The organism is Sporosarcina sp. ACRSM (genome assembly GCF_022346545.1).
GTDB lineage: Bacteria > Bacillota > Bacilli > Bacillales_A > Planococcaceae > Sporosarcina.
In genome coordinates this window covers 147,038-167,661 of sequence record NZ_JAKRNU010000005.1, presented here as the reverse complement: position 1 = coordinate 167,661, position 20,624 = coordinate 147,038, and the positions used below count along the sequence as shown (strand labels likewise).

The 20,624-nt window shown below is 44.5% G+C and carries 19 protein-coding genes; 16 read left to right on the top strand and 3 right to left on the bottom strand.

Annotated features, from left to right (window positions below; all coding sequences use genetic code 11):
• The first annotated feature begins 2 nt into the window (after window positions 1-2).
• The gene (locus MHZ95_RS09755; RefSeq protein WP_239390432.1) at window positions 3-716 is read left to right on the top strand and encodes a pseudouridine synthase; all 714 of its coding nucleotides are present in this window, start codon (window positions 3-5) and stop codon (window positions 714-716) included.
• A gap of 56 nt (window positions 717-772) precedes the next feature.
• On the opposite strand, the gene MHZ95_RS09750 is transcribed toward MHZ95_RS09755, so the two are convergent.
• Window positions 773-994: a DeoR family transcriptional regulator gene (locus MHZ95_RS09750; RefSeq protein ID WP_239390431.1), complete on the bottom strand. Its 222-nt coding sequence runs from the start codon at window positions 992-994 to the stop codon at window positions 773-775.
• Between the two features lie 282 nt (window positions 995-1,276).
• On the opposite strand from MHZ95_RS09750, the gene pepV reads away from it, so the two are divergent.
• From pepV to trmB, 4 genes are read left to right on the top strand one after another with little or no spacing between them, the layout of a single operon-like run.
• On the top strand, window positions 1,277-2,659 hold the full coding sequence (pepV, locus tag MHZ95_RS09745) for a dipeptidase PepV (RefSeq protein WP_239390430.1): 1,383 nt from the start codon (window positions 1,277-1,279) through the stop codon (window positions 2,657-2,659).
• A gap of 24 nt (window positions 2,660-2,683) precedes the next feature.
• Window positions 2,684-3,538, top strand: a complete 855-nt coding sequence (dat, locus tag MHZ95_RS09740) for a D-amino-acid transaminase (RefSeq protein WP_239390429.1) — start codon at window positions 2,684-2,686, stop codon at window positions 3,536-3,538.
• Between the two features lie 35 nt (window positions 3,539-3,573).
• Entirely contained in the window at window positions 3,574-4,566 is a 993-nt protein-coding gene (locus tag MHZ95_RS09735; RefSeq protein ID WP_239390428.1) for a nuclease-related domain-containing protein, read from the top strand.
• A gap of 19 nt (window positions 4,567-4,585) precedes the next feature.
• Window positions 4,586-5,233 (top strand): tRNA (guanosine(46)-N7)-methyltransferase TrmB, encoded by a 648-nt coding sequence (trmB, locus tag MHZ95_RS09730; protein ID WP_239390427.1) that lies wholly within the window; start codon window positions 4,586-4,588, stop codon window positions 5,231-5,233.
• A 73-nt stretch (window positions 5,234-5,306) separates the two neighbouring features.
• On the opposite strand, the gene MHZ95_RS09725 is transcribed toward trmB, so the two are convergent.
• Window positions 5,307-5,621 carry a hypothetical protein gene (locus tag MHZ95_RS09725; RefSeq protein ID WP_239390426.1) on the bottom strand — a complete coding sequence of 105 codons (315 nt, stop codon included), beginning with the start codon at window positions 5,619-5,621 and terminating at the stop codon, window positions 5,307-5,309.
• 201 nt (window positions 5,622-5,822) lie between these two features.
• Between MHZ95_RS09725 and MHZ95_RS09720 the strand changes: the two genes are divergently transcribed.
• The 9 genes from MHZ95_RS09720 (at window position 5,823) to MHZ95_RS09680 (ending at window position 16,086) form a co-directional block, all read left to right on the top strand.
• Window positions 5,823-6,896, top strand: coding sequence for a M42 family metallopeptidase (locus tag MHZ95_RS09720; protein ID WP_239390425.1), 1,074 nt, complete (start codon window positions 5,823-5,825; stop codon window positions 6,894-6,896).
• 79 nt (window positions 6,897-6,975) lie between these two features.
• Window positions 6,976-7,497, top strand: a complete 522-nt coding sequence (locus MHZ95_RS09715; protein WP_239390424.1) for a DUF84 family protein — start codon at window positions 6,976-6,978, stop codon at window positions 7,495-7,497.
• 78 nt (window positions 7,498-7,575) lie between these two features.
• The gene (locus MHZ95_RS09710; protein WP_239390423.1) at window positions 7,576-8,094 is read left to right on the top strand and encodes a hypothetical protein; all 519 of its coding nucleotides are present in this window, start codon (window positions 7,576-7,578) and stop codon (window positions 8,092-8,094) included.
• A gap of 19 nt (window positions 8,095-8,113) precedes the next feature.
• Window positions 8,114-8,932 (top strand): DUF1444 domain-containing protein, encoded by an 819-nt coding sequence (locus MHZ95_RS09705; RefSeq protein WP_239390422.1) that lies wholly within the window; start codon window positions 8,114-8,116, stop codon window positions 8,930-8,932.
• The gene (ytpR, locus tag MHZ95_RS09700) at window positions 8,929-9,531 is read left to right on the top strand and encodes a YtpR family tRNA-binding protein (RefSeq protein ID WP_239390421.1); all 603 of its coding nucleotides are present in this window, start codon (window positions 8,929-8,931) and stop codon (window positions 9,529-9,531) included. Before MHZ95_RS09705 ends, ytpR begins: the two co-directional genes overlap by 4 nt.
• Window positions 9,532-9,742: 211 nt before the next feature.
• Window positions 9,743-13,021 carry a DNA translocase FtsK gene (locus MHZ95_RS09695; RefSeq protein WP_239390420.1) on the top strand — a complete coding sequence of 1,093 codons (3,279 nt, stop codon included), beginning with the start codon at window positions 9,743-9,745 and terminating at the stop codon, window positions 13,019-13,021.
• Window positions 13,022-13,118: 97 nt separating this feature from the next.
• Window positions 13,119-14,432: a UDP-N-acetylmuramate--L-alanine ligase gene (gene murC, locus MHZ95_RS09690; RefSeq protein ID WP_239390419.1), complete on the top strand. Its 1,314-nt coding sequence runs from the start codon at window positions 13,119-13,121 to the stop codon at window positions 14,430-14,432.
• Between the two features lie 360 nt (window positions 14,433-14,792).
• Entirely contained in the window at window positions 14,793-15,278 is a 486-nt protein-coding gene (locus MHZ95_RS09685) for a DUF948 domain-containing protein (RefSeq protein ID WP_239390418.1), read from the top strand.
• A 58-nt stretch (window positions 15,279-15,336) separates the two neighbouring features.
• On the top strand, window positions 15,337-16,086 hold the full coding sequence (locus MHZ95_RS09680; protein ID WP_239390417.1) for a YtxH domain-containing protein: 750 nt from the start codon (window positions 15,337-15,339) through the stop codon (window positions 16,084-16,086).
• A 66-nt stretch (window positions 16,087-16,152) separates the two neighbouring features.
• On the opposite strand, the gene MHZ95_RS09675 is transcribed toward MHZ95_RS09680, so the two are convergent.
• Entirely contained in the window at window positions 16,153-18,243 is a 2,091-nt protein-coding gene (locus tag MHZ95_RS09675) for a cell division protein FtsA (RefSeq protein ID WP_239390416.1), read from the bottom strand.
• A 208-nt stretch (window positions 18,244-18,451) separates the two neighbouring features.
• Here MHZ95_RS09675 and MHZ95_RS09670 point away from each other — a divergent pair, with 208 nt between their 5' ends.
• Window positions 18,452-19,537 carry a bifunctional 3-deoxy-7-phosphoheptulonate synthase/chorismate mutase gene (locus tag MHZ95_RS09670; RefSeq protein WP_239390415.1) on the top strand — a complete coding sequence of 362 codons (1,086 nt, stop codon included), beginning with the start codon at window positions 18,452-18,454 and terminating at the stop codon, window positions 19,535-19,537.
• Window positions 19,538-19,616: 79 nt separating this feature from the next.
• Window positions 19,617-20,618 carry a catabolite control protein A gene (gene ccpA, locus MHZ95_RS09665; RefSeq protein ID WP_239390414.1) on the top strand — a complete coding sequence of 334 codons (1,002 nt, stop codon included), beginning with the start codon at window positions 19,617-19,619 and terminating at the stop codon, window positions 20,616-20,618.
• Window positions 20,619-20,624 lie beyond the last annotated feature (6 nt).

Sequence of the window (20,624 nt, the reverse complement as noted above, 5' to 3'; positions counted from 1 at the left end):
GAATGCGCTTGGATAAATTATTGGCTAATATGGGTTATGGTTCACGGAAAGAAGTGCGGCAACTTTTGAAAAAAGGCGTGGTCCGTGTCAATACCGAAACCGTGAAAGATGCAGCCCTCCATATTGACACAGACAAAGATGAGGTAACGATCCTTGGTGAAAAAGTGGTCTATAAAGAATTTATTTATTTGATGATGAACAAACCGCAAGGCGTATTGTCGGCTACGGAAGATTTGAGGGATCGCACCGTGATCGATCTATTGGATGCGGAATTCCGTCATTTTGAACCCTTTCCGGTCGGGCGGTTGGATAAAGATACAGAAGGCTTCCTGTTGCTGACGAATGACGGGAAGCTCGCCCATAATTTATTGTCGCCGAAAAAAGGGGTGCCGAAAACGTATTTCGCCCATATTGAGGGAATCGTCACAGAAGAAGATGTGGAGCGGTTTGCAGAAGGGGTCATCCTAGACGATGGTTATGAAACGAAGCCGGGTCGACTGGTCATTCTCAAATCGGCTCCTGTCTCTGAGATCGAATTGACAATTACAGAAGGGAAGTTCCACCAAGTGAAGCGGATGTTCGAAGCGGTCGGGAAGAAAGTCGTCTATTTAAAACGCTTATCGATGGGACCGCTCTCCTTGGACAAAGGGTTGGACTTAGGCGCTAATCGGGAGTTGACGGCAGAAGAAATAGCATTGCTTGAGGAACTAGCATGAAGAAGGCTGAGCCGCTTTACGCGATTCAGCCTTCTTCTGATAAGGATATGCAGAAATCAAGAGGTTAGTTTCACTTTTTTTGCTGTCGTCGTCCATTTACCGCGGACCGGGCTCGTGATGAGCTCATTGTATTCTAGGACATTCAAGTCCCGTTGAACGGTACGGTGAGTGATGCCAAATTCTTCGGCCAAGCTTTCTGTTGTAACGGTACCGTTATCAAGAATGTACAGATAGACATCCTTGATACGTGTAAGCATACGATCAGTTGCAGGTTTCAAGTGTTGACCCACTCCTTCATCATCATTTTCCAAAAACATGGTCATGAGACTTATGAATGTTGCCTTAGCTGTACTGAAACTACCCCGACCCTGCACATCCTTTCCATTGGCAATCATGCAAATAATATTGTCAGATCAAATCTTCTGACAATAATAGTATAACATATTTTTTGTAAGGATTACATGAAGTTATTGTAAAAAAATCAATGGCGAAGGTAATTCTTTCTTTTGAGCGCTTTCCGTGTGAAAATAGAAAGATGACGAAAGAAGGTGTGTTGAATAATGAATTGGAAACCGGAAGCATTGAAAAGAGAAGCACAATTGATTCAAGACTTACAGCAATTGATTGCCATACCTTCCGTCCTCGATGAGGATGCGGCGACACCGGATGCCCCATTCGGACCAGAGCCAAAACGTGCGCTTGAATGGTTGCTTGAACAAGGACGCCAAGAAGGATTTGTTGTGAAAAACATCGATAATATGGCTGGGCATATTGAAATGGGAGAAGGAGACGATATCATCGGAATCCTTTGCCATGTGGATGTCGTTCCGGCAGGCGGTAATTGGTCGACTTACCCTTTTGAAGGAACCATTTCGGATGGCAAGTTGTTTGGCCGAGGAGCCATAGACGATAAAGGCCCGACAATCGCTGCTTGGCATGCGATGAAAATCGTGAAGGATTCCGGGAGAAAACTTAATAAGCGGGTTCGCCTTATTATTGGAACAGATGAGGAAAGTGGTTTTCGTTGTGTGGACCGGTATTTTGAAAAAGAGGAGATGCCGACAGTCGGGTTTGCACCCGATGCCGACTTTCCGATCATCAACGCTGAAAAAGGAATTGCAACGCTCGTATTCAAACAATGTGCAGAAGCTCCAGACGGTCAATTATTGCGCTTCCAATCTGGAAATCGGACGAATATGGTACCGGACTATGCAGAAGCACATATTACAGTTGGAATCGAGGAGATTGGTGAACAATACCGGACATTCCTGAATGTCCATGATGTGATAGGTGATTTGCAAGAAGTGGATGGGAAAACGATCATTACGCTCCATGGCAAATCGGCGCATGCGATGGAACCCGATGCCGGCGCGAATGCAGCCGTATTACTTGCATCGTTCTTGAATCGAATCTTCGCGGAAGGATCGTCGAAAAACTTTACCCAATTCATGTCGGAAGCGTTTGGGAGTGAAACGCGTGGACATTTTCTAGGGCTGGCGTTCAATGATGAAGTGTCAGGCGATACGACGCTTAATGCGGGTGTTGTTTCCTTTCATCCGGAAATGGGAGGCGAAGTGCATGTCAGCATGCGCTATTCCGTCAACTACCCTTTCGAAGAAAAAATGACGACTTGTATGGAGCGTCTCTCGGATTCATCGTTCACTGTCGATGTGGAGTCCAATTCATCTCCTCATCATGTCGATGCAGCAGACCCGCTGATCCAGACTTTGCAAGCTGTTTATACCGATCATACGGGTGAGGAAGCGACCTTGTTAGCAATCGGTGGGGGGACGTATGCGCGTGTCCTTGAAAAAGGCGTCGCGTTCGGGATGCTTTTTCCGGGCCGGGAGGACGTCGCACACCAAGCGGATGAATATGTTTATATTGAAGATTTATTGAAGGCGACTGCCATGTATGCAGATGCCATCAATCGACTGGTATAAGAGAACTGGGAAGGAGAATGACGAATGGCAATTTACTTTGTTGATGGTCAATTTACAGAAAAAGAAAATCTGAAAATTTCAGTGGAAGACCGGGGTTATTATTTTGGTGATGGTGTCTATGAAGTGATAAAAGTATATGAGGGCGAGCTATTTACCGCGGAAGAGCATTTGAATCGATTAGTTGAAAGTGCAATGAAAATCAAACTGACAATTCCTTTCACGCAACAACAATTATTGGAAATAGCTAAAAAACTCGTGCAAGACAACCAAATCGGGACGGGACATGTCTATATGCAAGTGACAAGAGGCGCTGCTCCGCGTCTCCATCAGTTCCCGGATCCTACGGTTGCACCTGTTGTCGTCGCCTATGCAGTGAATAATCCACGGCCCGAAAAAGCGATTGACAATGGAGTGGCTGTTAAATCCGTTGCAGATGTACGCTGGCTGCGTTGTGATATTAAAAGTTTGAACCTGCTCGGCAATGTGCTGGCAAAACAGGAAGCGTTTGAAGCGGGATGTACCGAAGCGATCCTTCATCGGGACGGGGTGGTGACAGAAGGTTCGTCATCCAATCTGTTTGGCGTGAAAGACGGTAAGGTGTATACACATCCGGCGACCAATTTGATCTTGAACGGTATTACACGTCAAGTCGTCCTGAAGCTATGTCGCGAACAAAGAATTCAGGTGGAGGAAAAGCCATTTACGCTCGACGAAGCGTTTGCGATGGATGAGTTCTTTTTAACATCAACGACTTCGGAAATTACACCGATTACGTCAATTGATGGACGACCGATCGGTACTGGTAAACCAGGTACTTTAACGGTCAACTTACAAAAAGCGTTTGCAATCCAAATCCCGGCATGCGTTGCAGGTGAATGATTGATAACGCACGGTTGTGAGGAGAGTGGTAAAAAATGGCGCAACTCGTTAAAATGTTAGATTATGTCTCGCGTTATGAACAGGATTTATCCCGTTACCCGACGCAATATATTCGCCTGAAGAAATATCAATGGGAGCGGATGAAATTTCAATGGGAAAACGGAGCGGATTTGACGGAGTGGCATCAGCAAGTGGAGGAGGAACCTGAAGAGCGGGGGAACGGAAAATGGTTTTCCCCGATTTTCCGGTTGTTCGGGCAACGGAAAACAGTGGTGGAAGAAGAACTTGAATCGGAAGAGACGGAAAAGGATGAAGAGCCGGACTTAGGATTTAATCCGAACATCATCTACAATCCAACCACGCTGAAACAATTAAGGAAACTGTATATTGATCAATTGTTCCATTTTCAGATCAAATGGGCAAGCTCCACATTGATGGACAGCTCCCGTGTGGATCCCCGGTTCATGCGGGATTCCTTATTGCGCAGTTTTGCCCAACAGCTTCCGGATAATTATTTGCTGTTCTATTACCCGATTCTATTATTGAAAAAAGCGCCTATTGAACTGGATATCATCATTGTCACTCCCGTTGAATGCATGTGCATCACCGTCCTCGAAGAAGAAGATGTAGCAGCATTTGTCGGGGGAGGGGAACGGTTTTGGATAAAAAAATTCGGAGAAAATGAGACAAAGTTGCTCAATCCGTTAATCGCCTTGAACCGGATGGAAAAAATCATCAGCGGGCTTTTCAAGGCGTCGGATATCGACTTTCCTGTCAAGAAATACTTGTTGTCCCGCAATGGCTTTATCGATTATCCAGGAGCGTCTTTCGATGTCAAAATGATTGACAGACGCTCTTATCCTGAATGGTTTGCCGCTCTTCAAAAGTCGGTGGTGCCGATGAAATTTTCCCAGTTTAAGGCGGCCCAAGCGATATTGGATGTCGGTCAGAGCACTTCGATCAGTAGGCTTTTTGAAGCAGATGAAGAACAAAACGACAGTGAAAAACTAAACAATGAAGAATTTTGAATAGAAAAGAGTGTATGATATGCGTCTTCGAAATAAACCGTGGGCAAGGGATTTCATGGCTGAACATCCCGACGTCCTTCTAGCAGAACCTGAAAAATTGAACAATGGGTGGCATACTTTGTTTGGCAATGACAATCCGATCCATATTGAAGTAGGAACGGGGATGGGGCAATTTATCGTCGGGATGGCACTTGCCAATCCGAATGTCAATTATATCGGAATTGAGCATTTCGATAATGTCATCGTGTCAGCTCTTGAAAAAGCGATTGAGGCGGGGAAACCTTCCAATCTTCGACTTTTCCGTGCGAATGGAGTGGACCTTTTGAATATTTTCCATAAAGGGGAAATTGATCGGGTGTATTTGAACTTTTCCGATCCGTGGCCGAAAACAAGGCATGAAAAAAGGAGATTGACACATGAATCCTTTTTGAAGCTCTATGAAACAGTCCTCGTGCCGGGAGGAGAGATCCATTTTAAAACGGATAATCGCTATTTATTCGAATATTCACTTGTTTCCATGTCCGCTTACGGGATGCGTTTAAAAGCTGTATCACTCGATTTGCATGCGGAGATGCCTGAAGATAATATAATGACAGAATACGAAGAGAAGTTTTCCGCAAAAGGACAGCCGATCTATCGACTTGAATCACAATATATGAACATGTAAAAGAGATAGGGATATTAAATGAAAAAAACCGTTACATGCCGAAAAATTCGGGTATGTAACGGTTTTTTGTATGTTAGCGTTTAACGAGTTCAACGACTGTGCCTGTTTTGGCATCCGCCGCAAATTCAAATTGTTCCAGTTCACCGTTTTTGATGCGTGAAATGCCACCGCGGTATACATCCATTGAAATGACATTATTTTGAAAAGGTTCTGTCTTCATGACGATCCATGATCCGTCTATCGGTCCTTCGTTTTTAAACGCTTCTTTTACAGTGTTTAGAACGGTATCGGCTGGGACATTTTTGTTCAGACGATCAATTGTTTCGCTGACGACAATGCCTGCTGCTACACCAGTCAATACGCCTGCTAGGAAATTATTCACTTTCATTGCTGTATCCCTCCACTATCAGACTTTTAACCAGTGTACCATAAATTTGCTTCAGAGCGGTGCCGGCAGGTGATACAATTTGAAGTTCTTTAGACGAAAAAGTCGGGAAGAAAGTATTTCGGAGGAATGAATGGAACGTTGGATACTATCGGCAATATCGACTACAATAAGGATTATACATAAGAAAGTGGAGGTCTTTTCATGCACAAAGAGACGATGGAAATGTTTAGGACGTTGACTGAATTGCCGGGGGCACCGGGTAATGAACACGCTGTCCGGGACTATATGCGAGGGGAGCTGCGAAAATATGCCGATGAAGTGATTCAAGATAATTTAGGGGGTATTTTTGGTGTCCGAAAAGGACCTGAGGATGGCCCGAGAATAATGGTGGCGGGCCATATGGATGAAGTCGGCTTTATGGTGAGTCAAATAACGGATAATGGCATGATCCGTTTTCAACCACTCGGCGGGTGGTGGAGCCAAGTTTTGCTCGCGCAACGTGTGCAAGTGATGACGGATAACGGGCCGGTCATTGGTGTAATCGGTTCCATTCCACCGCATTTGTTAAGTGATCAAGTGCGCAATAAGCCGATGGATATCAAAAACATGCTGATTGATATCGGTGCGGATGATAAAGCTGATGCGAAGAGAATCGGGATTCGTCCTGGTCAACAAATTGTTCCGGTTACGTCATTCACACCGTTGGCAAATGAAAAAAAGATTCTTGCCAAAGCATGGGATAACCGCTATGGTTGCGGCCTTGCCATCGAATTATTGAAAGAAGTGCACGGCGAAACTTTGCCGAATCAGCTATATTCCGGCGCCAATGTATTGGAAGAAGTTGGACTTCGAGGGGCTGCCGCCGCCTCGACAATGATTAACCCGGATTTATTCTTTGCGCTGGATGCTAGCCCAGCCAATGATGCAAATGGCGATAAAAATGAATTTGGGCAACTAGGGAAAGGCACATTATTGCGTATTTTTGATCGCTCGATGGTCACTCATCGTGGAATGCGTGAATTTATCCTCGATATGGCAGAAACACATCAAATTCCTTACCAATACTTCATTTCACCAGGCGGAACCGATGCTGGGCGTGTCCATATGTCCAACGAGGGTGTGCCGAGCGCTGTTATCGGAATCTGTTCACGTTATATTCATACATCGGGCTCCATCATTCACACGGATGATTATGCTGCGGCGAAAGAACTGCTCGTCAAATTGGTAAAAGCATGTGATAAAACGACTTTGGAAACGATAAAAAGCAACGTATAAATGCCTATGACATAACCGTCCTAAACTGTTGTGGGACGGTTTTTAGTAGGTATAAAAATTAATAAAGAGGTGAAAGCATATGGAATTCATTATCGGATCAACAAATTCGGCAAAACTGAGCGCGGCGAGACGTGTCATTGCACTTCATTTTCCACAGGCCAAAATCGAGGCGGCGGAGGTAGGTTCTGGTGTATCGGAGCAACCTTTCGGGGATGAAGAGACAAGACTTGGCGCGCTGAATCGGGCCTTACGGGCGTCAAGCCTGAAAGAAGGGGCGATCGGCATCGGATTGGAAGGAGGGGTTCGAACACTTGAGGGCCAAGTGTACCTTTGTAATTGGGGAGCGCTGAAGTTGCCTGATGGAACAAAATTTACTGCAGGTGGCGCACAAATACCGCTCCCGCCTGCCATTGCGGAAGAGATGCTGAATGGCAAGGAACTTGGACCGGTCGTTGACAATTATTTTAAAATGAATGGCATCCGTCAAAAAGAAGGCGCAATGGGGATGTTCACTGCCCAAGCTGTCAAAAGGGATGCGTTATTTGAACATATTCTGCAATTGTTAATCGGTCAATTCAAGTATCGTCAATTGGAAGAATAAACCCCGATGGTTGCAACTGCTTTGTAACATCTCTAAAATGGGAATTGGAATTCATCTTAAAGGATGGGGGGAAATCGAATGTCCCGGGAGTGGAAATGGATAATCCTTGTGATGTTATCGGTACTAGTACTTGCTGGATGTGGAAAAACGCTCGATGATAGGGCGGTAGCCGGGATCCGGGCGGCTCAAACGGCATTTCAATCAAATGATAAGAACGTCACAGAAGAAATTGAAGATGTTAAACTATATAAGCCTGCAGGTTTTAGTTTAAGTGAAAACTCGGATGCACAAAATATCATTTTCACGAAACAGGATGAAACCTATATTCTTTTCAATAATCCAAATGAAAAGAAGGATAGCAAATTGTTTTACGAATTACTGCTGGCAGACCAAGAAAAAGAAATTGTCGAGCAGGCCACTTTTGAAGAAGAAGGCGTTTTTGGGTTTGCTGCCGTTATCGCAACTGGCAATGATCGCGTAGAACTGATTGCAAGCGTGGGCGGTGCGAAAATGACGACAATGACAAAACAAAAAAATATTGAAGAAGATTTGACTAGAATGATGGAAATCGTGCGCTCCATTAAGCGGGATTCCTGATTGGAGGCATTCGTGATAAATGAATTCTGAACAATTGATTGAAGTATTGAAACAGCATCTTCCTTCCGAACATTTCCAGTGGCAGTTCGACCGGAAGCATGACAAAGTTCGATTGGAACATGCGCTTTTGAAAAAAGGGATGAGCATCTCTTTACCTGAAATTCTGGCTAAGTATGAACAGAAGAAGGAAGTGGCCATCGATGAGGTGGTCTATACGATTCGTGAAACTTTCCGAGCGATGGAAAAAGAAGAAGCTGAAGGATTTTCTAGTGAATCACTCATTTTTCCTGTTATCCGATCGACGTCGTTTCCGCGTGAATCTACTGCCGGTCATCGATTTATCACAAAAGAACATACAGCCGAAACGCGTATTTACTATGCGCTTGATTTGGGGACAACGTATCGTCTGATCGATGAAAGCATGGTAGAATCAATTGGACTGTCCGTACAGGAAATGACGGAGTCGGCGTTATTCAGATTAAGAGCGTTGCCGACAACGATGAAACGAGACGATGTTTCGGGAAATATCTATTATTTCATTAATAATAATGACGGCTATGACGCAAGCCGGATCTTGAATAGTGCGTTCTTGAAGGAAATGGCAGGGAAAATTGAAGGGCATATGACTGTCTCTGTCCCTCATCAAGACGTGTTGATCATTGGAGATATCCGTAATGATACCGGATACGATGTGTTGGCGCAGATGACGATGCATTTCTTTACAACTGGCGTTGTTCCGGTTACTTCGCTATCATTCATCTATGAAGATGGCAAGCTGGAACCTATTTTCATCATGGCAAAAAATCGGTTGGCAAGAAGGGAAGGAAAGAAAAAATGAATTTGTTTTATAACGTGAACGGTGTCGGGGATGTTTTACTTGTTCAGTTGACAGCTGCCCGTTCACACTCGGTGACAACAAAATCTTACGGGGATGTCACGGCGATTCACGATGAAACATCAGACGAGTTGGTTGCACTGAACCTTTTCCATGCATCTAGTTATGTAGATGTAGAAAAACTTAGTGACGAGTTAACGGAAGAAATCGTGAAGCAACTCCAAGAAGCACTTCATAAGAACGGCGCTGACATTCAGTTGGAGGTTGACTTGTCTCCGAAGTTCGTTGTTGGGCATGTAACGAAAAAGGAAAAGCATCCTAATGCAGACAAACTAAGTATTTGTACAGTAGATATCGGTGATGAAACTGTTCAAATCGTTTGTGGTGCTCCGAATGTCGATGCCGGGCAAAAAGTGGTTGTCGCAAAAGTGGGAGCAGTCATGCCTTCCGGGATGGTTATTCGGGATGCCGAATTGCGCGGCGTTGCTTCTGCTGGTATGATTTGTTCAGCGAAAGAACTTGCCTTGCCGGACGCACCAGAAGAAAAAGGAATATTAGTTTTAAATAGCGATGCAGTTATAGGGGCTCCATTTAAAAAATAATCGCGAAAACGTCCCGTTCTCGCATATTTCAGAGTGTAGACAAAGTGTTTTACTTGTCTACACTCTTTTTGGAATAGTAATTGATTATCAGGACATATACAACTTACGTACGTAGACTACAGTCCTTATTGAGGTAGCCCCTACGCATTTCCTATTTTCACGGATTAAATTGATTTCGTCTTGATATTCCTGTTAAAATAGAGTGATTGAGATGAAAAGAGTGATAGTCTTGAGTTGGTTTAAAAAAATTATGAATCGGTTTGTTGGACCGGAAGAAGATACGAGCACGGAAAGTGTAGAACAACATTATGAAGATGATCAAGTGGTCACGGTTGAAAAATATGAACGGAAACAAGGACCTTCCTTTCGATTTCCCATCATTTCGGATGCGGAAATATACGGTTGGGAGGATGAGCCGACAACGAAACGTGCATCTACTAGAAACGATAAGGATCGAAAAGATACTGAAGATGACTATGAAACGAAGCCGCTATTTGAAAACGAAAGATGGCCGGGCGACAATAGACCCGTCAATGTGTATCGGGTAGGGGATATAAAAAAATATCCGATTCCTGATGAGAAAGAAAAGGAAGTCTTCCCGATAAAAGCCGACGCATTGCCTAAGGAAAGTACTGAAAAGAAAAAAACGAATCCCAAATATTTCAGTAAAACGTTTATACCGTCCTCGGTCCCTTCTCCGATATACGGATATACTCGGCCGAAATCCGTGATGTCAAATGAATTAAAATCAGAAGAATCGAAGCCGGCATTTCTCGAAAGTCGGGAACGCATTGTGGAAGAAACGTCTTTCGCAACAATAAAAGAAGAAGAGACCTCGGTTTATAGAAATGAGGAGCTTTCTTTGCCCTCAGAACGAATGGATGCAAAGACTCCGGATGAGATTGAAACGACAGGAATTGTAACGGAAGAAACTGTACACCCTATGGATAAGCTTGCAGAAATTCCGGAACAATCGCATGAAATCGAGTTTCAGGAAGTGGTAGAAGAACAGTCGGAAGAGCAAGCAGTCGGAGCTCCAACAGCTAGTGAGGAACCGGTGGAACTTATGGAAGAACCTCTAGAAGTTCCTGGACAACTGGATCAAGTGGCGTCCTTAGAAGTGGCAGAAGAACAGATGGCAGAGTATCCAGTTGAAACACCAGCAGCGAGTGAGGAACCGGCCGCATTTGTGGAGGCGCCATTCGAAGTTCCCAGACAATTGGATGAAGCCGAGTCCATGGAAATTGCAGAAGAACAGACAGCGGAGTATCCAGTTGAAACACCAGTAGCGAGTGAGGAACCGGCCGCATTTGTGGAGGCGCCATTCGAAGTTCCCGGACAATTGGATGAAGCCGAGTCCATGGAAATTGCAGAAGAACAGACAGCGGAGTATCCAGTTGAAACACCAGCAGCGAGTGAGGAACCGGCGACACTTATGGAAGCGTCACTCGAAGTTCCTGGACAATTGGATGAAGCCGAATCCATGGAAGTGGCAGAAGAACAGACAGCAGAATATCCGGTTGAAACTCCGCCAGTTAGTGAGGAACCATTGGAACTTATAGAAGCGCTTTTAGAAGTTTCGGAACGATTGGAAGAAATCGAGTCCATGGAATTGGTGGAAGATGAAAGCGCAGAGTATGCAATGGAAGTCCCGGCTTCCATTGAGGAAACTTTCCAATCTAAGGAAACATCGACGGAAATTCTGGAGCAATTGCCTGAAATTGATACGGTAGACACGGTTGACGAAATAGTAGAAGAACATGCTGTTGAACCATCTCTATCCACTGTGGAAATTCCAGAGCCAGTGATTGAACCTGTTGTACAAGAGCCGGAAAAGAAGGCGGAGAAAACCGTTCCTTTCAATGTGTTAATGTTGAAATCGGATAAAGAAAAACTGCAGGCTTCGCAACCACCTACTATCCATGCCTGGTTGGGCAGTACCGAAAGCAAAGAAAACATTTTCCGTGCCGATAAAGAGATCGCTGAACGTGAAGCGATTCAGAAGGAGACCGGCAGTTCTTTCCATGCGGCTGCGAGTGAAGTGGAGGCGACAGTAGAGGAAGAGCCTTATTATGCTATGCCTCCGATGGATTTTCTCATTCCTCCTGAACTTCATATCGAAGATTCGGAATGGTTGGAGTCGCAATCGGAAAAGCTGGAAGTGGCCTTATCCCATTTTTCAGTACAAGCCAATGTCATTGAGGCGGTACAAGGGCCGACTGTCACCCGTTTTGAACTGACAGTCGGACAGGGAACAAAGGTGAGCAAAGTCCGAAACCTAACCGATGACCTGAAGCTTGCACTTGCGGCAGAGGATATTCGGATTCAAGCACCGATTCCAGGTCGCAGTTCCATAGGGATTGAAATACCGAATCGAAAGACAAGGGCTGTTCGTATATCGGAAGTGATTTCGACAGAGAAGTTCAGTGCTTCTACATCTCCGATGGAAGCTGTCCTTGGACTTAGCTTGACAGGTGAACCCGTCACGTTGGATTTACGGAAAATGCCTCACGGAATGATTGCAGGGGCAACGGGATCCGGTAAGTCGGTCTGTATAAATTCCATTTTGGTCAGTCTTCTCTATAAGGCTAATCCGGCTGATTTGAAGCTGATGTTAATTGATCCGAAGATGGTTGAACTCGCACCATTCAATGGCATACCCCATCTAATCAGCCCTGTCATTACAGATGTGAAGGCGGCTACTGCAGCATTGAAGTGGGCTGTTGCGGAGATGGAAAGACGTTACGAACTGCTGGCACACGCTGGGGTCAGGGATATTGAACGTTATAATAAGCTTGCGGTGGAGAATCGACAATTTTCATTGAAAATGCCTTATTTGCTCATCGTCATCGATGAACTTGCGGACTTAATGATGATGGCGCCGGCGGATGTTGAAGTGTCGATTAGCCGCATTGCACAGAAAGCGCGCGCTTGCGGGATCCATTTGATCATTGCGACACAACGTCCTTCTGTTGATGTCATTACAGGTACCATTAAAGCGAATATACCGACACGCATTGCATTTTCAGTGTCTTCCCAAATCGATTCCAGAACGATCATCGATACGCCGGGAGCGGAAAGGCTACTCGGAAAAGGGGATATGTTGTATATTGGCAATGGACAGTCATCGGCCGTGCGGCTTCAAGGTACATTTGTCACGGATGATGAAATTGAACGTATAATAGAACACGTTCAAAACGAGGCGGCTCCAAACTATCTATTCGGACAGGAAGAGCTTCTTGCCACCAGTATCGAAGAAGAGGAGACGGACCCTCTGTTTGAGGATGCCTGCATATTCGTCTATGAACAAGGCGGTGCATCCACATCGTTATTACAGCGTAATTTTAGCATCGGTTATAATCGGGCAGCTAAGCTGATGGACCGCATGGAGAAAAAAGGGTTCATCTCTGAACAGCGGGGAAGCAAACCGCGTGATGTCTTTTTGACAGAAAGTGACATAGAAAAATTGACAGAGCGTCCGGATTATTAAGACAATTCATCGTTTCGCAAAAACGATGTTACAATGAAGTAGCTCATGAACGAGCTTGATTAAATTGGGAACAGAAATGATCCCGGGAGGTTGCACTATGACATTGTTCCATTTTACGGGCATCAAGGGAGCCGGGATGAGTTCACTCGCCCAAATTCTCCATGATTCAGCCAATGAAGTACAGGGATCGGATGTGGAAAAGTGGTTCTTCACTGAAGAACCGCTGCACGAAAGAAAAATTCCTATTCTACCCTTTGACGAAAACAATATTAAACCCGGCATGACGATTATCGCGGGAAATGCTTTTCCAGATAGTCATCCGGAACTGATAAAAGCGAGAGAATTGGGGCTTGAAGTGATTCGATACCATGATTTTCTTGGGAATTATATGGGGAATTTCACCTCGATCGCGGTGACCGGTTCACACGGCAAAACGTCGACGACTGGTTTGCTTGCCCATGTTCTATCCGGCCACTCGGCCACCGCCTACTTGATCGGAGATGGTACGGGAAGTGGACCGGAAAATAGTGAATACTTCGTATTTGAAGCATGTGAATACAAAAGACATTTTCTTGCTTATGCACCTGATTATGCAATTATGACGAATATCGATTTCGATCATCCCGATTACTTTAAAGATTTGTCGGATGTATTGAATGCATTTGGCGAAATGGCATTGCGTGTCAAAAAAGCATTGATTGCATGTGGGGATGACATTCATCTTCAAAAAATCCAAGCGAACGTGCCTGTCGTTTACTACGGTTTTGAGGAATCAAATGATTTTGCAGCAAAAAATATAAAGAAAACGGTCACGGGTTCAAGTTTTGACGTGTTTGTTCGTAATGAGTTTTACCATACTTTTACCATTCCGTTGGCCGGTGATCATGCCATCTTGAATTCGCTAGGCATTATTGCACTTTGCCATTATGAAGGTGTAGAAGCCTCTGTTATCCAGAAGAGACTTTCAACGTTTCATGGCGTGAAAAGACGGTTTACCGTAACGGAAATGGACGATCGGGTCATCGTAGATGATTATGCACATCATCCGACTGAAATCCGGGCGACTTTGCAATCGGCAAAACAAAAATATCCTGATCGTGAAATCGTGGCGATCTTTCAGCCGCATACGTTTACGAGGACCGCTGCTCTTCTGGAAGAGTTTGCATCGAGCCTTTCTGCGGCGGATCATGTTTATTTATGTGATATTTTCGGTTCTGCCCGCGAAAAGGCCGGAGATTTGACGGTTGAGGACTTGGTGAATAAGATACCGGGAGCACAACATTTGCTGTTGGAAGAGAGTCATATGCTGAATACGCATAGAAATGCCGTGTACTTATTTATGGGAGCCGGAGACGTGCAGAAATATATGAATGCTTTTAAAGCCTTTCTTGAAAAGGGGAAAACAGCTTGATCCATATGGATTGGCTGTTTTTTCTTTAGTTAACTTGATTCAGCAGAAGTCCCCTACATCAAAAAGTATTGGATGAATGTCAGAAGGCATTTCAATCGGAGATAGTTCAAACGACCTACTGATTCAAGTTAAGCCTCCGGCGGATGTCACAGATTTTCAGAGGAGCTTTTCGAGCGAGCTCGAAAAAATCTGGACACAATCACGCAAAGGCGTGATTGATCGAAAAGTGGAATGTAAGAAAATGATTTTATTTAAGTGCAGGAAAATGAAGATTGTTGTCGAAGTTGTTGTAGAGGTATAACGTTTATTCTTCATTGAAAAAGGGTAGACAATAGTTAGCAAGATGAAGGAGGCATCGCCATGGAGAATTTATTGTACATAGCGGCAATTGTTGCTGCGATTGCATTTTTGATCCTATGTATAGGACTTGCAATGACGCTGTTCTCGTTGAAGAAAACGTTGAAAAGTGTATCTGAAACGATGGATGAAATGACCGAGCAACTGGAAGGTGTGACGAAAGAAACGACAGAGCTTCTACATAAGACGAATACGCTTGCGGAAGATATTCAACAAAAAGTGGTCAAGCTAAATTCTGTCGTCGATGCAGTTAAAGGAGTGGGTGATTCCGTCACAGACTTGAATTCATCCGTCCGACGCGTTTCAAACTCCATTGCAAGTGAGGCGGAGCGGAATAGCGAGAAGATTGCACAGGTCGTACAATGGAGCAATGTCGTCATTGACGTTGTCGAGAAAGTGAAGAGCAAAAAGAAGGGGAGTACAGGATGGACGGTCTACAAACCTTCCACTGGATCCCAAAATTTACTTTCTCCGTCGGATCGTCATTAAGTTTCTTGAAAAAGGACAAATTAAATATAGAAAGCGAAGATAATAGGAGGAAACAGCCATGAGTGAAAATAGTACAGGAAAGCCGAATTTTAACGATCCAAGAATCCATCATGAATTTAATGGGGGCAACAAGTATTACGAAAACTCTTTCGGAGAACCATCTTATTTGCCAGCAAATTATGACGAACGAAACTATAGAAGTTCCTTTTATGAGGAGGAGAATGATAGTCATGCTGGAAGCTTTCTATTTGGAGCGATTGTAGGTGGTGTAATTGGAGCTGCTACAGCCCTTTTTCTCGCACCGAAAACAGGCAGTGAAATGCGGGAAGATTTTTCCTCACAAGCTAACCAGTTAAAGGCGAAAAGTATTGAAATCAGTTCGGTGGCTAAAGATAAAGCGACGGAGCTCACTTCCGTTGCGAAAGAGAAGACCGGTGGCATATCGAAAACGATCCAAGAGCAATCGGGGCAACTTGTTGACAAAGTGAAATCCATGACATCGAAAACTTCTGTACCGATGGACGACGGCACTGTTTCGTCAGAAGGAGAAGAAGCGATTGAATACACTGGAGGAACAGCTTCTGCTCAAACACAGAAGAACGGGGCGGGAGAGGAACCAGCAACTTCCACGGCCGAAGCACTGAAAGAAGCCGTCATCAAACAGTTGGACCAACACGAAAACACTTCACCTGAAAAGCAGAAAACAGGCAACAGCAATGTTTCTTACAATAATGCCGAAAATATCGGGGACGATAAAATCACCAATCAAAATTATGTCTCAGATATTAACGACGATAAATCAAAATAAAATATAAAGCAGAAAAGCCCACCAAATTTGGCGGGCTTTTCTGCTTGTATAGAAGATAAATTGTTGTTATGTAAAAATAATTTCCAATGCGTCCCCTCCGAAAATGGGTTCATTGAAGCCGATTGGGGAAGTGTTCCGCAGTAATTGATAATTCCCCGAAGTGTTTTTCGGTAATTGATAATCCGAAGTGGTGAAAATATCACTGAATCGAATAGGATCGGCTTGCAGCGTTACGAGGTCGAGCTGATCGCCCACTTTTATAAAATCAGTGGCGGATGCCTGATGACCATTTACCGTTATGGCGATTCGCTGCTTTTGGATAAGAAGCGTTTCTCCATTGAATGTGACAGTTATTTCGTCTGCTATCTTTTTGCCAAGGTGATTGATAACCTCGCCTATCGTCAGTTTGTCCTTTTTTTCGCTTGTGATGCTATCGCCATTTCTCAGCAGATAAGAAGTGTCAATTGTTGTCCCGTTAGCTGTGAATTCTACTTGTTTCAGCGTGTGTGCAACTGGTTTTCCATCCAGTGTAATTGTAAAGGTAGTTAGTGTCAATAGATCATTTCGATTGAGTTTTTCCAATGCTGCAGCAAGTGTATGTTGTTCTTGGATGATTATTTTGTCGCGATCTTGGAGCATCGTTTCTAAAGGTTGGATAACTCCATTGATGGTAATTTCAGGTTCTAATGTAAGGGGAACCTCATCAATCGTTACATCAATGGTTCCGCTGCCTTTGACTACATCTGCCAAGGTGGCGGATGCATGACGGCCTTCTTTTCCAGGAAGTAACTCGATACAATCCCCGTCTGCGATACGGTCTTTCGTATTGGCAATCTGTCCGTTTACTCGCATGATCGATGGCGTTCCATGTTCACCGGGAATGATAAGGTCATGATCATTGACTGATATGGACATCCCGAGCCCAGGTCTGCCATATAATTGGCGCGCTTTAACATTGGCCGCTAGCAAGGCATCGCTCACTGTCATTTCCTTCAATTCGAAAAGTCTGATTGTTTTATCGTTGACCGTTACGGACATGTAGTGAATCGGTGCTCTTCTGGCTGCAATGGCGATGCCGATCGGTGTGACAAGTTCCGGAGAGGAAGGGATATCTGTTGCTAACGTGACATTGGTGAGTGCATCCAACCCTCGTATAGCAACACGGTTTTCCGGAAGCTCCAGACAAGCGCTCAACTCTTTCATCAATGTTGGTGTTAAACTTCCGCCACCTACAACCATGACCGCTTTTGGTGATTGACCGCCATTCAACCGTTTGATTTCATTTGAAATCGATTGGGCCAATCGCTGAATCGCCGGTTGGATAATGGAGATCACCTCATTGGACGGGACGATCTGTTCGAAGCCAAGAATATCCGTCACGACAATATCGCTACCAGAAGAAAGACTTCTTTTGGCTTGTTCGGCAAGTGGGAAATCGAGTAAATAATGATTGCTGAGCGCTTCTGTAATTTCATCCCCGGCAATCGGTACCATGCCATAGGCTACAACGGTATTGGAGTCGGTAATGGCAATGTCGGAAGTACCCGCTCCAATATCGACAAGAGCAACGTTGAGACGCCTCATGGAAGGCGGAATGAGTACATTGATGGCGGCGATCGGTTCGAGCGTCAGTGCCTCCATTTCAAGCCCGGCACGTTTTAAAGCGGATAGTAGAGATTCGACAACAACCCGTGGTAAAAAGGTGGCGATGACGTCCACGGAGGCAGTCTGTCCCGTTTGATCGAGCAAATGGCCGATTTCTTCTCCGTCCAGCTTATAGTGCAGAACAGAATATCCGACACAATAATAGTATTCGTCTTTTGACATTGAATCGGATGATAATAGTTTTTGTTGAGCTTGCTGGACAGCTGCCAGCTCCAACCGGTTAATATCTTCAACGTTCATGAGGGCATGTTCGGAAATATCGATGGTCATCGATCCTTCTGCTGTTTTCAATGCCCGTCCGGCCGCGGCTACGCTCACCCGTTTTAAGGGTCCATGCTTTTTTTCGAGTAGTTCTTTAATTTCTGCAATGACATTGGCAACACTTAAAATATTATGTATTTGTCCGTCGATCATTGAGCGTTCTTGATGTTCGATCGAGACGAGGTCGTCGACGGAGTAGGAGCCGTTACTTTCCTTCAGGATGATACCCACGACGGAACGGGTTCCGATGTCAAGTGCAAATAAGGTTGTAGCCAGAACATTTCATCCTTTCTGTCGTAAAATCAACTTTTTTTTGAAATCTTGCAGAAATAACGTGACTTTTCAAACAGTCTTCATTATACTTGGTCTATTATCTAAAAATGTAACATATATTCCTGACTTCGAAAAGGGAATCATATGTGGGGGAGGAGACGGACAAATGAGACAAAATGAACTTGAAGCACTACGCAGCCAAGTAACTGAGCTGAACGACAAAATTTTGGATCTGATTAATGAGAGAACAGCTGTAGTTCAAGAAATTGGCAAAGTTAAAGAAAAGCAAGGTGTCAATCGCTATGACCCGATCCGGGAGCGCGAGATGCTCAATTCCTTAAAAGAGAAAAACAACGGTCCGTTGCCAAACGGCGTTTTAGAACAGATATTTAAGGGCATTTTCATGTCTGCTCTTGAAATACAAGAAGACGAACAACGCAACGCATTGCTCGTTTCACGTAAACGTAAAAAGGAAGATACGATTGTTGACGTCAATGGCCATAAGATTGGTGACGGCGCACCATCATTCATCTACGGTCCATGTGCAGTCGAATCATATGAGCAAGTATCAGCTGTCGCAAAGTCGATTAAAGCGAAAGGCTTGACGATGATCAGAGGCGGTGCTTACAAGCCTCGTACCTCTCCGTATGATTTCCAAGGACTTGGTTTGGAAGGTTTGCAAATTTTAAAGCGTGTTGCAGATGAAACAGGGCTGTCCGTTGTGACAGAAATCATCACGCCGACTCATTTGGAAGAAGCATTGGATTATATCGATGTCATCCAAATTGGTGCACGTAATATGCAGAACTTTGAATTATTGAAGGAAGCGGGTATGGTCAACAAACCGGTTCTTCTGAAACGTGGTCTGGCTGCTACGATCGATGAATTTATCAATGCAGCTGAATACATTATATCTAAAGGAAATAGCCAGATTATCCTATGTGAACGCGGTATCCGGACATACGAACGCGCTACTCGCAATACATTGGACATTTCGGCAGTTCCGATTTTGAAACAAGAGACGCATTTGCCTGTATTTGTTGATGTGACGCATTCGACAGGTCGTAAGGACTTGTTGTTGCCGACAGCAAAAGCTGCAATCGCAGTAGGTGCGGATGGAGTAATGGCAGAAGTGCATCCTGATCCGGCTGTTGCCTTGTCAGATTCTGCACAACAGATGGATCTGCAACAGTTCGATGAATTTTATGAAGCCATTGAACAATTCATGAATACTCATCAAACAATCTCATGATTCGACGCCGGAACTTTCATGGTTCCGGCGTTTTGTTTATAATGGAGTTAAATCCAGTTAGTTGAAAGGAGAAAAGACAATGGCAGTAACAATTTACGACGTAGCCAGGGAGGCAAATGTTTCGATGGCAACGGTCTCCCGCGTCGTTAATGGCAACCAGAATGTAAAGCCGGCAACGAGAAAGAAGGTTCTCGATTGTATTGAGCGGCTTGGTTACCGCCCAAATGCGGTAGCAAGAGGACTTGCCAGTAAGAAGACTACAACGGTTGGGGTCATTGTACCGGATATTTCAATCAGTTTCTATTCTGAGCTTGCCCGCGGGGTGGCAGATATCGCAACGATGTACGAGTATAATATCATTCTCTCTAATTCCGATGAGCGCACGGTGAGGGAAGTCGAATTGATCGAGGACCATCTAGGGAAACAGGTGGATGGGATGATTTTTATGAGTGATTCGGTTTCTGATGAAGTGCGAAAGGAAATGGCTACGGCCAATATCCCAATTGTCCTTGCGGGGACATTGGATGTTGAAAAGCAATTGCCATCCGTGAATATCGATTATGAAGAAGCAGCTTATATGGCAGTCAAGAAATTGATTGACAGCGGACATAAAAGAATTGTCTTTGCATCAGGTCCGTTTACAAGGGATATAAACCGTGCGAGTAAAAAAGTCGGCTATATCCGGGCGCTTGAAGAGGCAGGATTGCCTGTTGAGGAAGAATTGATTATCGAATTGGATAATTCATATGATACTGCCTATCAGAATTGGCACAGGATTGCTGATTTACCTGGAAAGCCGAACGCCATTGTTGCTACAAATGATCGCATTGCTGTAGGCATTTTGAATGGACTCCGGGATAATGGTCTATCGGTGCCAGAGGACTATGAAATCATCTGTTTCGAACATTCCAATATGGCAAGAGTTGTTCGACCGCAATTGACGTCGATTGTTGTGCCGCTTTACGATTTGGGAGCGGTCGCGATGCGGCTGTTAACAAAACTGATGGATGGGGAAGAGGTTTCCGAGGAGCAAGTGATCTTGCCATTCAGACTCGAAGAACGAGACTCTCTGAAAAAATAAGAATAG

What these genes read in the sequence shown, in the direction of transcription:
- MHZ95_RS09705 (WP_239390422.1), top strand. Translation starts at nt 8,114, where the DNA reads ATGAATTCTGAACAATTGATTGAAGTATTGAAACAGCATCTTCCTTCC.
- MHZ95_RS09670 (WP_239390415.1), top strand. Translation starts at nt 18,452, where the DNA reads ATGAGACAAAATGAACTTGAAGCACTACGCAGCCAAGTAACTGAGCTG.
- pepV (WP_239390430.1), top strand. Translation starts at nt 1,277, where the DNA reads ATGAATTGGAAACCGGAAGCATTGAAAAGAGAAGCACAATTGATTCAA.
- MHZ95_RS09720 (WP_239390425.1), top strand. Translation starts at nt 5,823, where the DNA reads ATGCACAAAGAGACGATGGAAATGTTTAGGACGTTGACTGAATTGCCG.
- MHZ95_RS09695 (WP_239390420.1), top strand. Translation starts at nt 9,743, where the DNA reads ATGAAAAGAGTGATAGTCTTGAGTTGGTTTAAAAAAATTATGAATCGG.
- MHZ95_RS09685 (WP_239390418.1), top strand. Translation starts at nt 14,793, where the DNA reads ATGGAGAATTTATTGTACATAGCGGCAATTGTTGCTGCGATTGCATTT.
- MHZ95_RS09725 (WP_239390426.1), bottom strand. Translation starts at nt 5,621, where the DNA reads ATGAAAGTGAATAATTTCCTAGCAGGCGTATTGACTGGTGTAGCAGCA.
- MHZ95_RS09680 (WP_239390417.1), top strand. Translation starts at nt 15,337, where the DNA reads ATGAGTGAAAATAGTACAGGAAAGCCGAATTTTAACGATCCAAGAATC.
- MHZ95_RS09710 (WP_239390423.1), top strand. Translation starts at nt 7,576, where the DNA reads ATGTCCCGGGAGTGGAAATGGATAATCCTTGTGATGTTATCGGTACTA.
- MHZ95_RS09755 (WP_239390432.1), top strand. Translation starts at nt 3, where the DNA reads ATGCGCTTGGATAAATTATTGGCTAATATGGGTTATGGTTCACGGAAA.
- trmB (WP_239390427.1), top strand. Translation starts at nt 4,586, where the DNA reads ATGCGTCTTCGAAATAAACCGTGGGCAAGGGATTTCATGGCTGAACAT.
- dat (WP_239390429.1), top strand. Translation starts at nt 2,684, where the DNA reads ATGGCAATTTACTTTGTTGATGGTCAATTTACAGAAAAAGAAAATCTG.
- MHZ95_RS09735 (WP_239390428.1), top strand. Translation starts at nt 3,574, where the DNA reads ATGGCGCAACTCGTTAAAATGTTAGATTATGTCTCGCGTTATGAACAG.
- murC (WP_239390419.1), top strand. Translation starts at nt 13,119, where the DNA reads ATGACATTGTTCCATTTTACGGGCATCAAGGGAGCCGGGATGAGTTCA.
- ccpA (WP_239390414.1), top strand. Translation starts at nt 19,617, where the DNA reads ATGGCAGTAACAATTTACGACGTAGCCAGGGAGGCAAATGTTTCGATG.
- MHZ95_RS09715 (WP_239390424.1), top strand. Translation starts at nt 6,976, where the DNA reads ATGGAATTCATTATCGGATCAACAAATTCGGCAAAACTGAGCGCGGCG.
- ytpR (WP_239390421.1), top strand. Translation starts at nt 8,929, where the DNA reads ATGAATTTGTTTTATAACGTGAACGGTGTCGGGGATGTTTTACTTGTT.